We start from the raw sequence: 17599 nt of genomic DNA on the forward strand, positions 1-17599 counted from the left end.
TCTTTCCCTAGTGAGTCTTGCTGCCGATGGTGACCACACCGTCGGCCTGTTCGTGGCCCAGCCAGCTGGTCCAGCCCAGGTGGCAGGGGTTGTCTGCGCCGATGCGCAGCTCGCGGATTTCCTCGTGGCGCAGGGCCAGGCGGATGTCGTAGTCCAGCGGGTCGCGCAGGGTGAAGCGCACCAGCGCGCACAGTGGCTGGTAGCCGCTGCCGATCGGCAGGAATTCGTGGAAGCGCTCCCAGCTCAGCTGGCGGATGTGGATGCGGAACTTGCCGCCGCGGTCGCGCACCGCTTCGCCCAGCACCAGGCTCTCGCCCAGCTGGCTGTTGGCCAGGCCCAGGCGGTTGCGCTGCTCGGCGATGATCTCGACGCGGCGCTCGACGCACTGCTCGATGCGCAGGTCGGCATGCTTGAAGTAGTAGCGCAGCACCGACTCGATCAGCGCCGCCGAGTGGGCACGCAGGCTGAGCAGGCCGAGGTAGGGCAGCAGGCGGCGCCAGTTGAGGTCTTCGCTGGCGCGCATCTGTTCGCCGCCCAGGCCGATCAGGGCGAACAGCCGTGCCGAGAAGGCGTCGCGGGCGCCGGCATCGTAGTGCGCGTAGTAGCGGTATTTACGCCAGATCGGCAGGAGCAGGCGCTGCAAACGGTCATTGAACAGGTCGAGGAAGTCGCGGGTGGTGTTGCCGTCCGGACCGTCACCGAGCGCCTGCTCGCTGTAGAAGGCGGGCAGCGGCGAGCCGGCACCGAACAGGCCGACCAGGTTGATGCGCAGGCGCGCGCGCAGCTCGCCGTGCTCCTCGAAGAACTCCAGGCGATCGCTGTCGCTGCCGGGGAAGCCCAGGCTGGGGTTGGCCTGGAACTCCAGGCGCTCGTACAGCGCCTCCTCATCCAGTTCGGGATGAGCGGCGCGCAGGCGTTCCAGTACCCGCAATACGCCTTGAAAGAGGCTGTATTCGCGGATGCCGGAGCTGAATTTGCTCAAAGCAGGGGCTGTTGCCCCATGCGCGGCGTCCATTGGTACACCTCTCCCTGTGTGCTCTGTACGCGCAGCTCGTGGTAGCTGTTGAGGCTGGCGTAGAGGGCGAAAAACTCATTGAGTACCGAGGCGAACAGGAACAGGTCCCCTTCGCCCAGGTAGCCATCCGGATCCATGGTCAGTTCGGTGCGTACGCCGCGAATCGGCAGGCCGCGATGCAGGCGGTCGACGTGCTGATGGGCGATCTTCTTCAGGCCGCCGAGCATGCGCTGGCTGACCTTGAGCGCGTGCTGGTCGTAGTGGCGCGGCAGGTCGTAGGTCTCCAGGATGACCTTGAGCGCCTCGACGTCGGCCAGCGACAGGTAGTTCAGCGACATGTTGGAGATCAGCTTCCACAGATAGTCGCGGTGCAGCGGCGGCGCATAGCTCGGGGTGACGGCGCCGATATTGCGGAAGGTGAGGAACTCCGGGGTGTCCTCGCTGGGTAGGCAGATATCACCCGGCTTGAGCTGGCGCGCCAGGCTCTGGTTGGTACAGGTCAGCTCGATGGACAGGGTCTCCTGCACCTCGCCGTTGCGCGCGCCGAAGCTCAGCCAGGTTTCCAGGCCGTCGCCGAGTAGCGAGGGTTGCTGGCGCACGCTGTAGTGCGGGCGCGCGCGCGGCTGGTCGAAGCTGGTGTCGTGCTCGAACGACTCGAACGGCACGTACTCCTCGTAGCCCATGCCACCGGGCTTCCAGCCCGTCACCCGGTCCACCGAGAACACCCCGCAGTGCTGCGGGTCGAGCTCGGCCGGCAGCAGCAGGTACTGGTCCTGCTTGCCGTCCAGGCGGATCGGAATGGCGTCGTGGGCGAACAGGTTGACCACCGGCGCGCAGTACAGGCGCACGTTGTCCTGAGTCGGGCGGATGCGCTGCAGGCCGGTCTTGCGGATATCGAAGCGCAGTTCCAGGCCGCGGGCGCGCTCCAGCACCTCGGCGGGCTGGCGGCCGATGGCCTCCAGGCCCTTGAGGTCGACGAACAGGAACTTGTCCTGGAAGGCGAAGTATTCCTGCAGGTGGCGATAGCCGCGGAAGGTGTTGTGCGGGTAGGGGATCAGCGCCTGTTCTTCGCTGAAGCCGACCGCCTCGACCTGATTGGCCGCCAGGCCGATGGTCGGTAGCGGCAGGCCGTAGTCGTCCGTCAGCGCCTGGCCGGCGTCGTCCAGCAGCACCAGATGGATGCCCCCGAGATGACGCAGCAGGCCGAGGTAGAGCAGCTGGGCGATATAGCGCTCGCCGGCCAGGTGCAGGCGCAGCTGCTTGAGGCCGACCTCGCCGAGGTGACCGTCGGCGCTCATGGCCAGGCGCAGGCTGAGCAGCGCGCCATCGCCCTTCACCGAATAGTCCAGGCCGCTCAGCGCCAGCGGCAGCACTTCTGTCGCGTAGGCGGTGCGGAAGCGGCAGGTCACACCTTCGATGGCCTTGGCCTCCACTGGCGTATGGCGCGGAACCTGCAGGGCCGGGCCGGGGCGCTTGAGCGGGTCGAACTGCAGCATGCTGAAGGCCGGCAGCGGGCGCATGTAGTTCGGCCACAGCAGGTGCATCAGCGAATGAGTCAGCTCCGGCAGCTCGTCATCGAGCTTCTGCCGCAGGCGCCCGGTGAGAAAGGCGAAGCCCTCTAGCAGGCGCTCCACATCCGGATCACGCCCGGCCTGACCGAGAAACGGCGCCAACGCCGGACTGCGCTCGGAAAAGCGCTTGCCCAGTTGGCGCAGGGCGGAGAGTTCGCTCTGGTAGTGGTGGTTGAAGGACATTAGTGGGCCTGCTCCTTGGCCGATTCGATACAGCGCCAGAGATCCTCTGTGGAGTCTTCTTGCGAGACTGCGATGTGCTTCGGCTGCAGCGTGATGGGCGGCAGCTTGATTGGCGTCGACGAGCACCAATGCATGTTCATCCAGATGCAGTGGCGCGTTTGGTAGCCGGGGGCGCTGATCGACAGCGTGGTGCCGCAGCGCGGCGCATCCGCCAGCAGGGCGAACAGGCGATAGTCGTTATGCTCGTCGAAGGCAAAGCGGCCCTCGGCGTCGCTGCGGGTTTCGTAGCGCCAGGACTCGTCGCTGCCGATATTCAGCTCGATCCTGGCGCCCACCATCGCCTGGCCCGTTTCGGCGGACAGCACACGGCCCTCGATGGCCGGGTTGCGGGTGACCGAGTGGGGGTAGGGTACGCAGGCGCTAAAAATCAAAGGCGCTGCACAGGAGATTGCCAAATGGGCCATCGCCTTACTCCGCGAGAATAGAGCTGCCATCTCTGTTCTCCAGGCGAAGCTGCTGGCCATTTTTGAGCTCGACGGTATCCCCACCGTAGTAGCCGAGGAAGTCACTGCTGGTCAGGGCTTGGCCCTGCCCGTTTACCCAACCTTGGGCCCAAATAGTGCCGCTCTCATAGCGAATTTCAACGAAGTAACGCGGCGGATCGACATCCGTAATTTCAAAGAATGAGCCACCATCCACACCCCCGCTCCACTGAGCGTTAGGGTGATCACGCAGTGGCTGTGGTGTAGCGGCAATTGGCTCCAGCTGAAGGAAGAGCACTACAGCCAACGTCAGGATGATTAGCAGTGCTGCTGCTATCAGAGATATCCACTTGAGCACCTTCAATCCGATATCTCCAGGGTGTCGTTTACATAGTCGTACTCCAGATCAGGGTTGCCGATTTGAAATTGCATCATGTAGGCACTGGGAACTACGACAGGTGGCCTAAAGGGGCTGTCCAGTCCGATGTGATCGACTAAGTCCGCGACAAAAGTCATGCAGTTGTGATCGCTGAGGTCATATGCCTTTCGTTTGGGATTAGAGTTCTCGGCCTCTTTGGCCTTGAGCCAGGCAAGCGCCTGGTCGAATACCTGACCGCGTAATACGACCCCAACAATTCGACCTGCTTGGCCGTGCTGGCTGGATATCGCGCGCAAAGTTCTCTTCAGTGAAGACTCGATGATCATTCCGCCTTTCAGGCTTACATCCGGGATCGACCCCGAGCGTGTCTTTCCGTTAGGCCCGTATCGACCGTATTCGTAATATTTGGTTAGCCCAGTTTTACCGTTAACGATCAGGACTCCGGCGTGGCCTAGATATGGAGCTTTTTGCGAAGGAATTTTGATTTTTCGGCCAAAGAGCTCGGCTTCGTAACCGTCGATGTGAATTAGGTAGTCAGGGAAAACCACAGGTATGACGAAGTCTTCCTGCCCTACCAGGTAAAGCCGGGCCGGCGATTGATCTTCGGATGGAGTGGTGGCAACGCTGCCTACCTTGACTGCTTGTGGTTTGGCCATCTCATTCGCCTCGTAGTAGCCAGCCTGGCTTGGCGACAATGGCTACTTGCTGAGGTGCGCCTTTATGTCCCAAGGTTTGGGTGAGGCCACTCTGGTCAGTAGTTCCATGTACTTCACTGCCGTCTTCCAGAGCGGCGGTATAGGCCATGTTTGCTAGCGGTTGGCCGCTGGCCTGGTCGAGTATCTGTACTCGAATGTCGAAGCTTTCTGTGGGGGTGCCAAGTACCGTCATACCCGAGGCTTGGTTGAGCGCTTGGGTGTGAGTAACCAGTTTTTGAATCGACAGCGGCATGGGAGCGCTGAACGCCGCGCCCCCCCCACTGGCCCCGATCAACACCGTCCCCGACCCTGCCACCACCACATTGCCGTGATTACCCACGGTGCCGATTGTGGTCGCCGGCTTGCCGTTGATCAGCACGGTCGGGATCACGTTGCCGCTCAAGGCGCCGCCGCAGGCGGAGGCGTCGCCCTGGCGGGCCGCCGGCAGGCTGTCGAACAGCACATTGGGCGAGCCGACGGCGATGGGGTTGGTGCCGTGACCGGGGATCGGGCAAGCGGTGGGGTCGCCCAGGCGGGCGGCGGGTTTACCGGACATCCATGCTCTCCTTTGAACAGGCCCTTACCTGACCTTCACTTGCCCGCTGCCATCCAGCTGCGCGGCGAAACTGACCTGGCGCTTGATGCCATCGACCTGCAGCAGCCCCTCGATGGCGAAGTTGAGGCTGAGGGGGTCGTGCTCGCGCGGCAGGGAAATGACCCGCACCTGTTTCAGGCGCGGCTCGTATTGTTCGATGAAGCGTTCGATCGCCATGCGGGCCTGCTGCAACGCGTCGTGCAGCGACAGGCGCATGTCGTTGAGATCGGGCAACCCGTAGTCGGGCAGCGTCTGCACGCTGCCCGCCCGGGTGCTAAGCATCTTGGCCAGATGGGCAGCCACCGAGGCCATCACGGCCACCTCGTGGTCGAGGCGGGCGCGATTGGCGGTGTCGCCGCCGAGGCGCTCGAACAGGCTGCCGTAGGCCATGTGCTTATTCCTTGTCCAGCTTGCCGACCAGCGACAGGGTGAAATCGGCACCCATGTACTTGAAGTGCGGGCGCACGTTGAGGCTGACGCGGTACCAGCCCGGCTCGCCTTCCACGTCGCTGACGATCACCTGTGCGGCGCGCAGCGGACGGCGGCTGCGGACTTCGGAGCTGGGGTTTTCCTGGTCGGCGACGAACTGGCGAATCCACTTGTTCAGTTCCAGCTCCAGGTCGGTGCGCTCTTTCCAGGCGCCGATCTGCTCGCGCTGCAGCACTTTCAAGTAGTGCGCCAGGCGGTTGACGATGAACAGGTAGGGCAGCTGGGTGCCGAGCTTGTAGTTCAGTTCGGCGGTCTTGCCTTCCTCGCTGATGCCGAAGAACTTCGGCTTTTGCGTGGAGTTGGCGGAGAAGAACGCGGCGTTGTCGCTACCCTTGCGCATGGTCAGGGCGATGAAGCCTTCCTCGGCCAGCTCGTACTCGCGACGGTCGGAGACCAGCACCTCGGTGGGGATCTTGGTCTCGATCTCGCCCATGCTCTCGAAGTGGTGCAGCGGCAGGTCTTCCACCGCGCCACCGCTCTGCGGGCCGATGATGTTCGGGCACCAGCGGAACTTGGCGAAGCTGTCGGTCAGCTTGGAGGCGAAGGTGTAGGCGGTGTTGCCCCACAGGTAATGCTCGTGGCTGGCCGACACGCTCTCCTTGTAGACAAAGGTCTTCACCGGGTTCTCTTCGGGATCGTAGGGGTTGCGCAGCAGGAAGCGCGGCAGGGTCAAGCCGACGTAGCGCGCATCCTCGCGCTCGCGGAAGCTCTGCCACTTGGCGAACTGCGGGCCTTCGAAGTGATCCTTGAGGTCCTTCAGGTTGGGCAGGCCGGTGAAGCTCTCCAGGCCGAAGAATTTCGGGCCGGCGGCGGCGATGAAGGGCGCGTGCGACATGCAGGCCACGGAGGCCACATGCTGCATGCACTTGATGTCCGGCGAGCTGGGGTCGAAGAAATAGTTGGCGACGATGGCGCCTACCGGCTGGCCGCCGAACTGGCCGTACTCGGCGGTGTAGATGTGCTTGTACAGGCCGGACTGGGTGATTTCCGGGCTGTCCTCGAAGTCGTCCAGCAGGTCCTGCTTGGATGCGTTGAGGATTTCCAGCTTGGTGTTCTCGCGGAAATCGGTGCGATCGACCAGCAGCTTGAGACCGCGCCAGGCCGATTCCAGGGACTGGAACTGCGGGTTGTGCAGGATCTCGTCCATCTGCCGGCTGAGCTTGGCGTCGATCTCCGCAATCATGCGGTCGACCATGGCCTTCTTCACCGGCTCGTTCTGGTTGTGCGGCTTCAGCAGCTCTTCGATAAAGGCGGAAACACCACGTTTGGCGATGTCATAGGCCTCGTCGTCCGGGGTCAGGCGGGTTTCCGCGATGATGCGGTCGAGAATGCCGGCGTCGGCGACATTCCGGGTACTTTCCACTACTGCACTGGTGCTCATGCTCGGGCTTCCTTGTCGAGAAATCAGGCGTCTTGCGGGGCTTGGGCGGCGAGGCCCAGTTCACCCAGCACGCGGTCGCGGGAGTCGTCGTCGGAGAGGACGCTTTCGATGGCCTTGCGGAAGGCCGGGGCGTTGCCCAGCGGGCCTTTCAGGGCGACCAGGGCGTCGCGCAGTTCCATCAGCTTCTTCAGCTCCGGCACCTGTTCGACCACGGCGGCCGGGTTGAAGTCCTTCAGCGAGTTGATCTTCAGCTCGACCGGCAGTTCGTCATCGGTTTCTTCGTCCTGCAGGCGGTTGGGTACGGCGAAGGTCAGGCTCAGCTCCTGCTTGCCCAGCACTTCGTCGAAGTTGTTCTTGTCGATGCTGATCGGCTTGCGATCCTCGATCTTGCGCTCGTCGGCGCGCTGGGTGAAATCGCCCAGCACCATCAGCTTCAGCGGCAGTTCGATCTCTTCCTGAGCGTTGCCTGTCGCGGGTTTGAAGGTGACGTTGATGCGTTCCTTGGGGGCTACCGAGCCTTCTTTGGCCATGGTTGTTCTCCTTTACGTTCGGAGGCCTTGCGGCCTCAATCCAGCACCACTTCGAGGTCGAGGTGGCACAGCCTGCGGTGGATCTCTTCCTTGCGCTCGCGGATCGCGTGGTTCTGCGGCAGCAGCTCGTAGCAGTTGTGCAGCAGACGCAGCACTTCCAGGGCGAGATCGGGTTCCCACTCGCCGAGGCCGGAGGCCTGCAGCGTCTGGTCGAGGGATTCGAGTTGGGTCTTGGCCAGTTCGTGCTTCTTCGCCGCACTGCACAGGCGCGCCAGGGCCAGCTGCCAGAAGAACCGCGCGCGCCCGCCCTGGGCCTGTGCCATGCCCTGCTTGAGCTGCTGCACGGCGGGCTTCAGGCCGTCCTTGCGCAGGCGCGGCAAGGCGGCTTGCAGGGCGATTTCCCAGGCTGGCAGCTCGCCGCCGGAGCCGACCTGCACGGTTGGCTCGGCGCTCGGCGCCTGCAGGTGCGGCATGACGCTGGCGCCGATCCAGGCGCGAGTCTCGGCGTCGGCGAAGGGCGCGCCGTCGTGAAAGCGCAGTTCTTCCAGGCCGGGCACGCGCTGGAGGAACAGCGCCAGCTGCATCTCCACTTCGACCATGGCCGCCTCGGCACCGAGTTCCTGCAGGCATTCCCAGGCCAGGCGTTGACCATCCAGCCAGAAGGGCGCGCGGGCGATGCTGGCCTCCACTTCCACCAGCAGGTCGGCGTACTGGCCAGCGGCGAAGCGCTCGGCGAAGCTGGCCAGCTTGTCCGCTGGCAGGCCGCGCAGGGCGGTGATCTGTTCGGCATTGGCTTGTGGAAGGCCATCGATCGGCAGCCACAGCAGGGTGCGGGACAGGCGCAGGGCGCGCAGGTCGCTGGCCTTCTGCTTCAGCCACCAGGCACACAGCGGTCGGGCGCCATCCTGCAGGGCGCGCAGCGACTTGTGCGCGTCGCGCTCGTTGTCCAGCGGGGTGGCCGGGTTGAACACCTGCGCGGCGGCCTGCTTGACCTGGGCGATGGCGGCGCCGACCGTGCCGGGCTCACTGTGGCCCTGGGCGGCGCGGGCGATCTGTTCGTCCAGGCGCCGGCACAGCGGCAGTAGCAGCGGAGCGTCTTCGCCGAGGCGTTCGCCCAGGCAGCTTTCCAGGCCGCGCAGCAGTTCGGCCAGGCTGCGGAACAACGGCAACTGGGCGGCGATCGGAATGTCTTCGCCGAGCACCTTCTCCACGCGTGGCATGAGCCAGGTGAGGGCGGCGGCGCGGGTGCGATCCTTGCGCGGGTGCAGGTCGTCCCAGCGCTGCTGGCACAGCTCCAGCAGCAGGCCCAGGCCGGCCTGCAGGCCGTTCAGGCCCTCGCGCTGGTGCAGGCTCCAGACCAGCCAGCAGGCGGCGCGCAGGTCCTTGGACTGGTGGCGCAGCAGGGCTTCGCTCAGGTCGCGGATTTTTTGCCAGTCGATGGCCTCGGTCTGGTGCAGCGCGCCGGCCTTTTCCAGCTCGCTTTCGAGGGCTTCGTATTCACTGGAATAACGCATATCGGCACCGGCGAAGTTACCCTCCTCAACGGGGTTTTTCGCCAATTTCAGATAATGTTCGGCCAGTGGGGTAAAGGCAGTCATTCCTTGACTCTATATAGGCAGTGAGCAACTTGAGGGCGTTTCCATATATATGAAGAACGCCGCTGGCTCATTCGCTATGCGCAACTTCTTGCGCAGTTTCCATGCGCAACAAATTGCGCAAAGTCCTTATGGGGTGGGCATCCTAGTCCCGGAGGAAAGGATCGACAAGGCAAGAAGTGTGATGAGTTCGGCAAGCGGAGCGATTAGCAAGACGCAATGTCGCGAATGGGAAGTTGCAATTATGGCGTCAATAAAAAGTGTATTAATGAGGTGTGGGAAAGTTCGCCGATATATGTAAGTAATGACTTACCGATTAGTAAGTTGCAGTTCACAAAAGTGTGGCGACGAATGCCTCGTAGTGTGAACCTGTAGTGATTCTGGTGTGCGCGGCTGAACATGCCGACAGGCTTCTTCGTCGGTTCCGCTGCAGTCGCTCGGCCTGCGGGCGCCTTTGCTACCATGCCGGCTCTGCGTCGGTGCGAGCCCCTCCATGCCTTCGGTCCTTCCACGTCATCGCCTTATGGTCGTCATCGGCATCCTGGTCGGACTGGCGCTGTGTGTCTGGCTGGCCGGCCTGTTGGCAGAGCGGCGGGCCTGGAGCCAGCGCAGCGAGGAGGCGGCTGCACAGCTGGAGCTGTATGCGCAGTCGGTGCACACCCTGGTCGAGCGCTTTCGTTCTGTGCCGGCGCTGCTGGCGCAGGATGGGGCGATTCGCGACCTGCTGAACGCGCCCGGCGACCCTTTGCTGCGCCAGGCGATCAATCGTCGCCTGGAGTCGCTCAACGGAGCTGCCGGCTCCGCGGTGCTGTACCTGCTCGACAGTTCCGGCGAAGCCATCGCCGCCAGCAACTGGCGTGAGTGGAGCAGCTTCGTCGGTAACAACTATGCGTTTCGCCCCTATTTTCAGGACGCCGTGCGCGAGGATTCCGGCCGCTACTTTGCTGTCGGCGTGACCACCGGCGTACCCGGCTATTTCCTTTCCCATGCGGTCAAGGACGCCAGCGGCCAGGTGCTCGGCGTGCTGGTGGTCAAGCTCGAGCTGGAAGAACTGCAGCGTGAGTGGGTCGGCCAGACCGATGTGCTGCTGGTCAGTGATCGGCATGGCGTGGTGATTCTCAGCAACCGCCCGGCCTGGCGCTTTCGCCAGCTGCGGCCGCTGGCCGAGGCGCAGCGGCTTGAGTTGGAGCAGGCGCGCAAGTTTGCCCGGCAAAACCTGCAGCCGCTGCCCAGCACCACCTTGCGACAGATCTCGGCACTGGCCGAGCAGCGCCGCGTCGAGGGTCCGGACGGGCGCCGCGACTATCTCTGGCAGCGCCGCGAGCTGAACGACGAGGGCTGGACCCTGCACCTGCTGGTCGAGCCCGCTGCCGTGGCCGGCGTGGTGCGCAGCTACCGCCTGGCTGCCGCCGGTCTGTGGACCACCGCGGTGTTCCTGCTGCTCTGGCTGCTGCAGCGGCGCAAGACCCAGCGCCTGCAGCAACGCAGCCGCGAGGAGCTGGAGCGCCTGGTGGAAGAGCGCACCGCGGCCCTGCGCACGGCCCAGGATGAGCTGGTGCAGGCGGCCAAGCTGGCGGCGCTGGGGCAGATGTCGGCGGCGCTGGCGCATGAACTGAACCAGCCGCTGACCGCCATGCAGATGCAGCTCGGCAGCCTGCGCCTGCTGCTGGAGCAGGATCGCGTGGAGCCGGCACGAGTTGGCGTGCAGCGTATCGAGGGTCTGCTGCAGCGCATGGCCGGGCTGACCGGCCATCTCAAGACCTTCGCGCGCAAGAGCCCGGGTGGCCTGCGCGAGCGCCTGGAGCTGGGCCAGGTGCTGGACCAGGCTCTGCAACTGCTGGCGCCACGCATGCGTGCCGAGGGCGTGGAGATCACCCGCGAGCAGGCCGAGCCGGCCTGGGTGCTGGGTGATGCCATCCGCCTGGAGCAGGTGCTGCTCAACCTGCTGCACAACGCCCTGGATGCCATGGCCGAGTGTGCGCAGCGGCAACTCAGGTTACGTATCGAACGCGAAGGCGAGGCCTGGCGACTGGACGTGGAAGACAGTGGCGCGGGCATCGCCGAGGAACACCTGACGCACCTGTTCGAGCCATTCTTCACCACCAAGCCGGTGGGCGAGGGGCTGGGCCTGGGCCTGGCGGTGTCCTACGGCATCGTCCACGAACTGGGCGGCAGCCTGACGGCGCGCAATGGTGAGGCCGGGGCGATCTTCAGCCTGCGGCTGGCGGCGGCCTAGTCCATCCGGGCTACACTGCGGCCCTTCGCAACGGGAGGTGGCATGAACGGCCAGGTGATCTTTGTCGACGACGAGGCGGCGATCCGCGAGGCGGTGCAGCAGTGGCTGGAGCTGTCCGGGCTTGAGGTATGCACCTGTGAGTCGGCGGCCGCGGCGCTGGCGCTGGTCGAGGCGGACTTTGCCGGCGTGGTGGTCAGCGATGTGCGCATGCCCGGCACGGACGGCCTGCAACTGCTCGATGCCCTGCTGCAGCGCGACCGCGACCTGCCGGTGATCATGGTCACCGGCCACGGCGATGTGCCCATGGCGGTGAAGGCGCTGCGCCAGGGCGCCTACGACTTTATCGAGAAGCCTTTTACCCCTGAGCGTTTGCTGGACAGCCTGCGCCGTGCCCTGGACAAGCGCCGGCTGGTGCTGGAGAACCGCCAGCTACGCGCCCAGGTGGCTGCCACCGGGCGTATCGAAGCCGAGCTACTCGGCGTGTCGCCGGCCATGCAGACCCTGCGCCGGCAGGTGCTGGAGCTGGCGCAGACTTCGGTCAACGTGCTGATCCGTGGCGACACCGGCAGCGGCAAGGAGCGGGTGGCGCGTTGCCTGCACCAGTTCGGCCCGCGGGCGGCCAAGCCTTTCGTCGCCCTCAACTGTGCGGCGATTCCCGAGACCATCTTCGAGAGCGAGCTGTTCGGCCACGAGAGCGGCGCCTTCACCGGTGCCCAGGCCAAACGTATCGGCCGCATCGAGCACGCCGACGGCGGCTCGCTGTTCCTCGACGAGATCGAGAGCATGCCGCTGGCGCAGCAGGTCAAGCTGCTGCGGGTGATCCAGGAGCGCAGCCTGGAGCGCCTGGGTTCGAACAAGAGTATCGCCGTCGACCTGCGGGTGATCAGCGCGGCCAAGCCGGACCTGCGCGACGAAGTACGCGGCGGGCGCTTCCGCGAGGATCTGCTGTATCGCCTCAATGTCGCCGAGCTGCATATTCCGCCGCTGCGCGAGCGGCGCGAGGACATTCCCCTGCTGTTCGAACACTTCGCCGCCGAGGCCGCCCGGCGCCATGGCCGCGAGGCGCCGCCGCTGCCGCCGGGCGAGCTGGCGCGGCTGCTGGCCCACAACTGGCCGGGCAACGTACGCGAGCTGATCAACGCCGCCGAGCGCCATGCGCTTGGTCTTTCGGCACCGGCGGTGGAGGCGGCGGGCGGCCAGTCGCTGGCCGAGCAGATGGAGGCGTTCGAGGCGCAATGCCTGCGTCAGGCCCTGCAGCGCTGCCAGGGCAATATCGCCGAGGTGATGGCGCTGCTGCAGCTGCCGCGGCGAACCCTCAACGAGAAGATGCAGCGCCATGGCCTGAGCCGCGTGGACTTCCTCGGTGAAGGCGGGGCGGGCGAGGAGTAGGCGGATTCTTGCTGATGTGCGATGCGTGATCGGCGGATTTCCGCTTATCAACACCCTGATTTTGTGGGGGAACCCCTCTAGATCGGCCTTTTCAGCCTCTGGCACGCTGGCTGCTATGGTTTCTGCCATGCCCTCTCGAGGGTGAGAACAAGAACGACCGAGTGGGCATTGCCTGCCTGGAGTCTGCCGACTTCTGATCCAGCCCGGCCCGCCGGGGGACGCTCGCCGTTCTTGTTGCCAGGTTGCTGCCCAGCTCCACGGGCGCGACCCACCGACAACAACAATGGAGACATCCGCATGACCCTGACCAAGCGTCTCAGCCTGTTCGCCGCCGCCGCAGCGTTCACCGCCAGCACCGCGGCCATCGCCGCCCCGACCTTCATCAACATCCTCACCGGTGGCACCAGCGGCGTGTACTACCCGATCGGTGTTGCCCTGTCGCAGCTGTACGGCAATGGCATCGAAGGTTCGAAGACGTCGGTGCAGGCCACCAAGGCCTCGGTGGAAAACCTCAACCTGCTGCAGGCCGGTCGTGGTGAGCTGGCCTTCGCCCTCGGCGACTCGGTGGCCGATGCCTGGAACGGCGTGGAAGAGGCCGGTTTCAAGGCGCCGCTGAAGAAGCTGCGCGCCATCGCCGGCACCTACCCGAACTACATCCAGATCGTGGCCAACGCCGATGCCAACATCCAGACCCTGGCCGACCTCAAGGGCAAGCGCATCTCCGTCGGCGCGCCGAAGTCCGGCACCGAGCTGAATGCCCGCGCCATCTTCAAGGCCGCCGGTCTGAGCTACGAGGACATGGGTGAGGTGCAGTTCCTGCCCTACGCCGAGTCGGTCGAGCTGATCAAGAACCGTCAGCTGGACGCCACCCTGCAGTCCTCCGGCCTGGGCATGGCCGCCATCCGTGACCTGGCCTCGACCATGAAGGTCAGCTTCGTCGCCATCCCGGCCGACGTGGTAGGCAAGATCGGCAACGCCGCCTACCAGGCCGCCACCATCCCGGCCAACACCTACGACGGCCAGGCTGCAGACGTGCCGACCGTGGCCATCACCAACATCCTGGTCAGCCACGAAGGCGTGTCCGACGAGGTGGCCTACCAGATGACCAAGCTGATGTTCGACAACCTCGACCGCCTGGGCAATGCCCACTCCGCGGCCAAGGACATCAAGCTGGAAGGCGCGGCGAAGAACCTGCCGATTCCGCTGCATCCGGGTGCCGAGCGCTTCTACAAGGAAGCCGGCGCACTCTGATCCCCACGCGCGCCGGGTGGGCCGTTCAGCGGCCTCCCCGGCGTGCCACCGTCGGCCCGCCAAGGGCGGCCAGAACTATTCTGCTTAGAGACACCGGCAAAGGCTGAACCCACGTTTGCCCTTTGCCGGCAGCTCTAGTCCCATGGTCATTGAGGTACTAGGTTCATGAGCGAGCACCACGAAGGGCTCTCGGCCAGTCCGAGCAGTTGGCCCAAGGCGCTTTTCGCCGTGGCACTGCTGTTTTCCATCTTCCAGATCGTCACCGCCGCCTTTCACCCGGTGTCCACCCAGGTGCTGCGCGCGGTGCACGTGGGTTTTCTGTTGCTGGTGGTGTTCATCAGCATCCCGGCCTTCGGCAGCAAGCGCCCGTTCCAGCCGCTGGGCTGGCTGCTGGGCCTGGCCGGCATGGCCACGGCGGCGTACCAGTGGTACTTCGAGGCCGACCTGATCCAGCGCTCGGGCGATCTGACCAGCAGCGACATGGTCATCGGCCTGGTGCTGATCGTGCTGGTGTTCGAGGCGGCGCGGCGGGTCATGGGTATCGCCCTGCCGATCATCTGCGCGCTGTTCCTGGTCTACGGCCTGTTCGGCCAGTACCTGCCGGGCGACCTGATGCACCGCGGCTATGCCCTGGATCAGCTGGTTAACCAGCTGTCCTTCGGCACCGAGGGCCTGTACGGCACGCCGACCTATGTCTCGGCCACCTATATCTTCCTGTTCATCCTGTTCGGCGCCTTCCTCGAACAGGCCGGCATGATCAAGCTGTTCACCGACTTCGCCATGGGCCTGTTCGGCCACAAGGTCGGTGGCCCGGCCAAGGTCTCGGTGGTGTCCTCGGCGCTGATGGGCACCATCACCGGTTCGGGCGTGGCCAACGTGGTCACCACCGGCCAGTTCACCATCCCGCTGATGAAGCGCTTCGGCTATCGCGCCGGCTTCGCCGGTGGGGTGGAGGCCACTTCGTCGATGGGCAGCCAGATCATGCCGCCGATCATGGGCGCGGTGGCCTTCATCATGGCCGAGACCATCAACGTGCCCTTCTACGAAGTGGCCAAGGCCGCGCTGATCCCGGCACTGCTGTACTTCGGTTCGGTGTTCTGGATGGTCCACCTGGAAGCCAAGCGCGCCAACCTGGTCGGCCTGCCCAAGGACGAGTGCCCGAACCCCTGGAAGTCGGTACGCGAGCGCTGGTTCCTGCTGATCCCCTTGGCCATCCTCATCTACCTGCTGTTCTCCGGGCGCACGCCGCTGTTCTCCGGCACCGTGGGCCTGGCCCTGACCGCCATCGTCATCATCGGTTCGGCGATCATCCTGCGGGTATCGTCCAAGGCCATGCGTTTCGCTTTCTGGATCGCCCTGGGCGTGCTCTGTGCCGGCTTCTTCCAGCTCGGCATCGGCGTGGTATTCGGCGTCATTGCGGCGCTGGTGGCGGTCTGCTGGTTCGTCAAGGGCGGCCGCGAGACCCTGACCCTGTGCCTGCACGCGCTGGTCGAAGGCGCCCGCCACGCGGTGCCGGTGGGCATCGCCTGCGCCCTGGTCGGAGTGATCATCGGCGTGGTGTCGCTGACCGGTGTGGCCTCGACCTTCGCCGGCTACATCCTCGCCATCGGCCAGGACAACCTGTTCCTCTCGCTGGTGCTGACCATGCTCACCTGCCTGGTGCTGGGCATGGGCATCCCGACCATTCCCAACTACATCATCACCAGCTCGATTGCCGCGCCGGCACTGCTCGATCTCGGCGTGCCGCTGATCGTCTCGCACATGTTCGTCTTCTACTTCGGCATCATGGCCGACCTCACGCCGCCGGTGGCGCTGGCCTGCTTCGCCGCCGCGCCGATCGCCAAGGAGAAGGGCCTGAAGATCAGCCTGTGGGCGATCCGCATCGCCGTCGCCGGCTTCATCGTGCCGTACATGGCGGTGTATTCGCCCGGCCTGATGCTGCAGGGCGACAGCCTGCTGGCCACCGCCTACGTGGTGCTCAAGGCGGTGCTGGCCATCGGCATCTGGGGCGCGGTGTTCACCGGCTACCTGCAGCGCAGCCTGAGCTGGTGGGAGCGCATCCTCGGCTTCGCCGCTGGTGCGGCGCTGATCATCGCGGCGCCGATCACCGATGAAATCGGCTTTGCCCTGGCGGCGCTGTTCCTTGTCCAGCACTTCTGGCGGGCACGGCGCGCGAGCCTGGCTGCCGCGTGATCGGCCTGTGCATGGGCCTGGCCGGAGCGGTCTGGGCTCAGGTGGCGTTGCCGGAGGCCGGGTTCACCCTGGCCTGGAATCACACCATCGAGAAGATCCGCTGGGAAGAAGACTACCGCGTCACCGCCGAGGGCTTGTTGCTCGGCGAGGCGCGGGTACGCGGGACAGGCGCCGGCATGGAGATACCGGACGGCGCCGAACTGCGTGACGGCAGCTGGCACTACCGCCGGCAGATGCCGCCGCTACAACCGCTGCGTGTCGGGCGTACGCCCGAGGCCGGCGACTATCAACTCTGTTTCGACCAGCGCTGCCATACCCTTGGCGAGTGGTTGGGGCCGCCACGAGCGGACCGGCCGGCACTGGAACTCTGGAGCTGCACGCTCCATCGCTGATCCCGGCGCCACAAGCGTCAGGATGGACCCGACCCCCGCAGGTTCGCCTGCGGGGGTTTTGTTCGTCTGGGGTCTAAGCTGGCAGGACTGTCCTCTGGAGAAACTCCGTCATGCGCCCTTTGATCGTGTTGCTGTTTGCCCTGCCAGCCCTCGCCTGCGCCGAGCCGCGTGCTGGCCTGTGGGAGTTCACCAGCCAGATGCAGCATGGTGGCCAGGCCATGCCGGACATGCAGCAGATGCTCGGGCAGCTGCAGAACCTGCCGCCCGAGCAGCGCCAGATGATGGAGGGGATGCTGGCCCAGCAGGGCATCAAGCTCGGTGGCAGCGGCGTGCAGCTGTGTCTCAGTGCCGAACGCCTCAAGGCCGGCGACATCCCTCTGCAGAACGAAGACTCCGGTTGCAGCCATGAAATCACCGAGCGCAGCGCCGAGGTCTGGAAGTTCCACTTCAAGTGCCCGAATGGCGAGGGTAAGGGCGAGACCCGCTTCCAGGGCGATACCGCCTTCACCACCACGGTCAACGGCGTCTACGACGGCCAGCCCAGCAGCATGCACAGCCAGGCGAAATGGCTGGGTGAGGACTGTGGCGGGCTGCCCAGTCGCTGATTCGGTGGCCGGGGTACACTGCCCGCCTGACAGGGCGGGGGAGCCGTAAGCATGCAAGGACTGGGTGGCTGGATCGCACTGGCGCTGGTGGCGGCTGTGCTGCTGGCGATCATCTATGGCTACAACCGCCTGGTGTTCAACCGCGCGCGGGTGGCCGAGGCCTGGAGCGGCATCGACGTGCAGCTCAAGCGCCGCTCCAGCCTGATCCCGCAGCTGGTGGCCTGTCTCAAGGCCTACATGGCCCACGAACGGGAAACCCTCGAAGAACTGACCAGCCGCCGCGGTGCGGCCCAGGCCCATGAGCGCGACGGTGCGGTGGATCGCGCGGTGGTCGAAACCCAGCTCACGGCCGCGCTGCTGCGCACCTTCGCCCTGGTGGAGAACTACCCGCAGCTCAAGGCCGATGCCGCCTTCCTCGACCTGCAGCGCAACCTCAGCGAGGTCGAGGAGCATATCCAGATGGCCCGGCGTTACTACAACGGCGCCGTGCGCGAGCTCAACGTGCTGGTCGAGTCCTTCCCCAGCAACCTGCTGGCGCGCGCCTTCGCGTTCCGCTGCGCCGCCTATTTCACCCTGGACGACGCCCGCGACGGGTTGTCGCCGAAGCTGGAGTTCTGA

General features: G+C 65.1%; 17 protein-coding genes. 7 read left to right on the top strand and 10 right to left on the bottom strand.

Annotated elements, in window-relative coordinates; genetic code table 11:
- Positions 1-7 precede the first annotated feature (7 nt).
- The 10 genes from tssG to tssA are packed head-to-tail and all read right to left on the bottom strand — an operon-like array spanning position 8 to position 8918.
- A complete protein-coding gene (tssG, locus tag P7A97_RS19145; RefSeq protein WP_277691983.1) occupies positions 8-1015 on the bottom strand; it encodes a type VI secretion system baseplate subunit TssG in 1008 nt (335 codons plus the stop codon).
- Complete coding sequence (gene tssF, locus P7A97_RS19150) at positions 979-2769, bottom strand: type VI secretion system baseplate subunit TssF (RefSeq protein ID WP_277691984.1); 1791 nt, start codon at positions 2767-2769, stop codon at positions 979-981. Before tssF ends, tssG begins: the two co-directional genes overlap by 37 nt.
- On the bottom strand, positions 2769-3233 hold the full coding sequence (locus tag P7A97_RS19155) for a carboxypeptidase-like regulatory domain-containing protein (protein WP_277691986.1): 465 nt from the start codon (positions 3231-3233) through the stop codon (positions 2769-2771). The genes tssF and P7A97_RS19155 overlap by 1 nt, the downstream gene beginning before the upstream one ends.
- Before the next feature lie 4 nt (positions 3234-3237).
- Positions 3238-3615, bottom strand: a complete 378-nt coding sequence (locus P7A97_RS19160; RefSeq protein ID WP_277691987.1) for a hypothetical protein — start codon at positions 3613-3615, stop codon at positions 3238-3240.
- Positions 3612-4286 carry a hypothetical protein gene (locus P7A97_RS19165; RefSeq protein WP_277691989.1) on the bottom strand — a complete coding sequence of 225 codons (675 nt, stop codon included), beginning with the start codon at positions 4284-4286 and terminating at the stop codon, positions 3612-3614. The genes P7A97_RS19160 and P7A97_RS19165 overlap by 4 nt, the downstream gene beginning before the upstream one ends.
- 1 nt (position 4287) lies before the next feature.
- Positions 4288-4881 carry a PAAR domain-containing protein gene (locus P7A97_RS19170; protein ID WP_277691990.1) on the bottom strand — a complete coding sequence of 198 codons (594 nt, stop codon included), beginning with the start codon at positions 4879-4881 and terminating at the stop codon, positions 4288-4290.
- A gap of 24 nt (positions 4882-4905) precedes the next feature.
- On the bottom strand, positions 4906-5310 hold the full coding sequence (gene tssE, locus P7A97_RS19175; protein ID WP_277691991.1) for a type VI secretion system baseplate subunit TssE: 405 nt from the start codon (positions 5308-5310) through the stop codon (positions 4906-4908).
- A 4-nt stretch (positions 5311-5314) separates the two neighbouring features.
- The gene (tssC, locus tag P7A97_RS19180; protein ID WP_277691992.1) at positions 5315-6790 is read right to left on the bottom strand and encodes a type VI secretion system contractile sheath large subunit; all 1476 of its coding nucleotides are present in this window, start codon (positions 6788-6790) and stop codon (positions 5315-5317) included.
- 23 nt (positions 6791-6813) lie between these two features.
- Complete coding sequence (gene tssB, locus P7A97_RS19185; protein ID WP_277691994.1) at positions 6814-7320, bottom strand: type VI secretion system contractile sheath small subunit; 507 nt, start codon at positions 7318-7320, stop codon at positions 6814-6816.
- A 35-nt stretch (positions 7321-7355) separates the two neighbouring features.
- Entirely contained in the window at positions 7356-8918 is a 1563-nt protein-coding gene (gene tssA / locus P7A97_RS19190; protein WP_277691995.1) for a type VI secretion system protein TssA, read from the bottom strand.
- Positions 8919-9408: 490 nt separating this feature from the next.
- Between tssA and P7A97_RS19195 the strand changes: the two genes are divergently transcribed.
- The 7 genes from P7A97_RS19195 to P7A97_RS19225 all read left to right on the top strand — a co-directional run bounded on the left by P7A97_RS19195 (position 9409) and on the right by P7A97_RS19225 (position 17599).
- Positions 9409-11151 carry an ATP-binding protein gene (locus P7A97_RS19195; protein WP_277691997.1) on the top strand — a complete coding sequence of 581 codons (1743 nt, stop codon included), beginning with the start codon at positions 9409-9411 and terminating at the stop codon, positions 11149-11151.
- A 42-nt stretch (positions 11152-11193) separates the two neighbouring features.
- Complete coding sequence (locus P7A97_RS19200; protein ID WP_277691998.1) at positions 11194-12540, top strand: sigma-54 dependent transcriptional regulator; 1347 nt, start codon at positions 11194-11196, stop codon at positions 12538-12540.
- A gap of 297 nt (positions 12541-12837) precedes the next feature.
- Entirely contained in the window at positions 12838-13791 is a 954-nt protein-coding gene (locus P7A97_RS19205) for a TAXI family TRAP transporter solute-binding subunit (protein WP_277692000.1), read from the top strand.
- A 165-nt stretch (positions 13792-13956) separates the two neighbouring features.
- Entirely contained in the window at positions 13957-15984 is a 2028-nt protein-coding gene (locus P7A97_RS19210; RefSeq protein WP_277692001.1) for a TRAP transporter permease, read from the top strand.
- Entirely contained in the window at positions 15981-16376 is a 396-nt protein-coding gene (locus P7A97_RS19215; protein ID WP_277692003.1) for a DUF1850 domain-containing protein, read from the top strand. Before P7A97_RS19210 ends, P7A97_RS19215 begins: the two co-directional genes overlap by 4 nt.
- Before the next feature lie 110 nt (positions 16377-16486).
- The gene (locus P7A97_RS19220; protein ID WP_277692005.1) at positions 16487-16981 is read left to right on the top strand and encodes a DUF3617 domain-containing protein; all 495 of its coding nucleotides are present in this window, start codon (positions 16487-16489) and stop codon (positions 16979-16981) included.
- Between the two features lie 51 nt (positions 16982-17032).
- Entirely contained in the window at positions 17033-17599 is a 567-nt protein-coding gene (locus tag P7A97_RS19225; protein WP_277692008.1) for a LemA family protein, read from the top strand.

It is taken from the genome of Pseudomonas sp. GOM6, assembly GCF_029537485.1.
GTDB lineage: Bacteria > Pseudomonadota > Gammaproteobacteria > Pseudomonadales > Pseudomonadaceae > Aquipseudomonas.

Bases quoted from the DNA above. Each gene is read 5' to 3' on its own strand.
- tssG (WP_277691983.1), bottom strand. From the start codon at position 1,015: ATGGACGCCGCGCATGGGGCAACAGCCCCTGCTTTGAGCAAATTCAGC.
- tssF (WP_277691984.1), bottom strand. From the start codon at position 2,769: ATGTCCTTCAACCACCACTACCAGAGCGAACTCTCCGCCCTGCGCCAA.
- P7A97_RS19155 (WP_277691986.1), bottom strand. From the start codon at position 3,233: ATGGCCCATTTGGCAATCTCCTGTGCAGCGCCTTTGATTTTTAGCGCC.
- P7A97_RS19165 (WP_277691989.1), bottom strand. From the start codon at position 4,286: ATGGCCAAACCACAAGCAGTCAAGGTAGGCAGCGTTGCCACCACTCCA.
- P7A97_RS19170 (WP_277691990.1), bottom strand. From the start codon at position 4,881: ATGTCCGGTAAACCCGCCGCCCGCCTGGGCGACCCCACCGCTTGCCCG.
- tssE (WP_277691991.1), bottom strand. From the start codon at position 5,310: ATGGCCTACGGCAGCCTGTTCGAGCGCCTCGGCGGCGACACCGCCAAT.
- tssC (WP_277691992.1), bottom strand. From the start codon at position 6,790: ATGAGCACCAGTGCAGTAGTGGAAAGTACCCGGAATGTCGCCGACGCC.
- tssB (WP_277691994.1), bottom strand. From the start codon at position 7,320: ATGGCCAAAGAAGGCTCGGTAGCCCCCAAGGAACGCATCAACGTCACC.
- tssA (WP_277691995.1), bottom strand. From the start codon at position 8,918: ATGACTGCCTTTACCCCACTGGCCGAACATTATCTGAAATTGGCGAAA.
- P7A97_RS19195 (WP_277691997.1), top strand. From the start codon at position 9,409: ATGCCTTCGGTCCTTCCACGTCATCGCCTTATGGTCGTCATCGGCATC.
- P7A97_RS19200 (WP_277691998.1), top strand. From the start codon at position 11,194: ATGAACGGCCAGGTGATCTTTGTCGACGACGAGGCGGCGATCCGCGAG.
- P7A97_RS19205 (WP_277692000.1), top strand. From the start codon at position 12,838: ATGACCCTGACCAAGCGTCTCAGCCTGTTCGCCGCCGCCGCAGCGTTC.
- P7A97_RS19210 (WP_277692001.1), top strand. From the start codon at position 13,957: ATGAGCGAGCACCACGAAGGGCTCTCGGCCAGTCCGAGCAGTTGGCCC.
- P7A97_RS19220 (WP_277692005.1), top strand. From the start codon at position 16,487: ATGCGCCCTTTGATCGTGTTGCTGTTTGCCCTGCCAGCCCTCGCCTGC.
- P7A97_RS19225 (WP_277692008.1), top strand. From the start codon at position 17,033: ATGCAAGGACTGGGTGGCTGGATCGCACTGGCGCTGGTGGCGGCTGTG.